The sequence below is a fragment of the Roseibium sp. genome (assembly GCF_039982295.1).
Taxonomy (GTDB): domain Bacteria; phylum Pseudomonadota; class Alphaproteobacteria; order Rhizobiales; family Stappiaceae; genus Roseibium.
The window spans coordinates 1-2,156 of record NZ_JBDWYP010000060.1 but is presented as its reverse complement, the minus strand read 5'-3'; the positions used below and the strand labels follow the sequence as shown (position 1 = coordinate 2,156).

2 protein-coding genes and 1 pseudogene are annotated in these 2,156 nt (G+C 60.4%); all 3 read left to right on the top strand.

What is annotated here, in order from left to right; translation table 11 throughout:
• Window positions 1-721: pseudogene (locus ABJZ52_RS12690) on the top strand (phage tail protein); the annotation flags it as partial.
• 134 nt (window positions 722-855) lie between these two features.
• On the top strand, window positions 856-1,371 hold the full coding sequence (locus tag ABJZ52_RS12685; RefSeq protein ID WP_348188537.1) for a phage major tail tube protein: 516 nt from the start codon (window positions 856-858) through the stop codon (window positions 1,369-1,371).
• A 64-nt stretch (window positions 1,372-1,435) separates the two neighbouring features.
• Window positions 1,436-1,750 carry a phage tail assembly protein gene (locus tag ABJZ52_RS12680; RefSeq protein WP_348208576.1) on the top strand — a complete coding sequence of 105 codons (315 nt, stop codon included), beginning with the start codon at window positions 1,436-1,438 and terminating at the stop codon, window positions 1,748-1,750.
• Window positions 1,751-2,156: the final 406 nt, after the last annotated feature.

Sequence of the window (2,156 nt, the reverse complement as noted above, 5' to 3'; positions counted from 1 at the left end):
TGCGCGCGAAACCATGAGTTCTGAACGCTTGATGCCGGTCGGTGTCGCAGCACGGGTCTATGAAGGTGAGGTGCTGGTCACCCGACCGATGAGCCCACGCGTGGCAGGGCTCATGGTCCGGGTCGACAACAGCACTGGCGGGACGCCTTTCGATCCTTTCGCGAACCGGGCGATTTATGGCCTTGCCGGACTGTCACGCAAGATCCCGTTCTCGCTGCTAGACGGCTCAACCGAGGGCCAGCAGCTGCTGGAGGCCAATGTGGCAATCGTGGCTGAAGGGGAGACGGGTGTCGACGGAGCGATCTCCGACGGTGGGTATGTGTTCATCGGTACCGACAATGCGGCGACCGGTGAACTCTTTGAACAGATCCACCAGGTGCGCGGGACCGATTACATCGTGACGGAGCTGATCCAGATCACCCGTCAATTCCTGGGCCGGAAAATGTCGGCCGATACGGTCGAAGCCTGGATCAACTCGATCCAGTTCAAATTACGCGATCACAAAGCTGCAGGTCATATCCTTGGCTATTCCCCAAGGGACGCCATGTTCACCGCCGATCAAAACTCTCCCGAGAACCTTCGCCTTGGTCGGATCCACCTGGACATCGGCATTGAACCGGCTCCGGTCTTCAAGGTGGCTGAGCATGAGATCCGGCGTTATCTGCCGGCGGTCGAGGGCCTCGTCAATGAGATCGTCTCCCGCCTGACCTCCAGCACATGACTTCCAGCGCCTGATTTCCAGCGCCTGACCTCCAGCGCCTGAGTTCGGACACCTGAGTTCCGGCACTCGATCTCGGGGGGCAGAACGTCTTCCAGCGCACTTTGTGATCTACCAACAACTGACAGGAGCCACCTATGGCCAATCCTATCTACATGCTGACCGCCGTGGATGTTCGCCGCGCCGAGGAAGCGGGCACCTCCCGTGCCACCACGATCTCCAAGCTGACCATTCCCGCGATCAAGTTCGCCAATGCCAATCACAATCCGGGCGGCAGCGTCATGGCGGTGGACTTTACCCAGCCCCGGATCGAGGCGTTGGAGCCAGCGTTTTCGGTCAAGGGGATCGACACTGACATTTTCCGGGGCCTTGGCGTTCGTGACCGCTGGGTCTTTGCCGGTGCTTACAGGGACAAGACCAACGGTCTGGATGTGCCAGCGCGCGGTGTCATCGAGGGCGCGATTTCCGAATGGGAGCCAGATGAAAGCGACCCCTCTGACTTTCAGGGCTGCAACCACGTCTTCCGGGAAGTGACCCATTTCGAGTTTTCTCTGGATGGCGAGGAGCTATGGTACGTGGATTTTGAAGAGCGGATCCTGCGCCGGGATGGCGTCGATCTGTTCGAAGGTGTCCGCCGCGCACTTGGCGCCTGATCAATGCAGCTCGGGCGCCGGCAATGCGGTGCCCGGTTTCCTCCCCAAGACTTCCGGAGTTCTCATGACCACCAAACCCCGCACCAAGACCGTCGATCTTGATTTTCCTTTCGACCGTGAGGGCGTGACCTACAGCCGCCTGACCCTGCGCCGCATGCGGGCCGGGGACGCCCTGATTGCGGAGGGCACAGAGGACGAGGTGATTGCAGGCTATCTGCTGATGGCGGCGCTCTGCGACGTCGATATCGAAGTGATCAAGATGGTCGACATCGAAGACATGGAAAAACTCTCGGGGGCAATGGAAGTCATGCTGGGAAAGCATGGAAAGAAAGCTCCGCTCCGCAGGAAGGGCAAGACCCGGTTCGCTGGCGCGACCTGATCGTCCAGTCGGCCCGCGCGCTGAATACAGCGGTGCCGGACATTGAGGGCTGGGATATCGACGAGTTCCTGGCCTATGTCGACGCCGCCGGCCGCGTTGCGGCCAGGGAGCGGACTGCGACCGAACAATCCAAATGATGATCTGGTTTTCAGCGAGCCTTGGCGCGTCCGGTCATGAGCAGTTCTAAGGCGCGATGCCCGGTCAATTTCTGGCGCCGTTGAATTTCTGACGCAATCAAAGGCTTTGTAACTTGGCAGTCCTTACTTCCACATTGATCGCGAACCTGCGCGACCGGGTCAGCGGCCCGGCGCGCAGGATCTCCGGTTCTCTCGGCCGGCTCCGGGATACTGCCGCCATGAACGCCCGTTCCATGGACCAGATGCGGGGTCGGATCCTGGACGCAGCT

Bases quoted from the DNA above. Each gene is read 5' to 3' on its own strand.
- ABJZ52_RS12685 (WP_348188537.1), top strand. From the start codon at position 856: ATGGCCAATCCTATCTACATGCTGACCGCCGTGGATGTTCGCCGCGCC.
- ABJZ52_RS12680 (WP_348208576.1), top strand. From the start codon at position 1,436: ATGACCACCAAACCCCGCACCAAGACCGTCGATCTTGATTTTCCTTTC.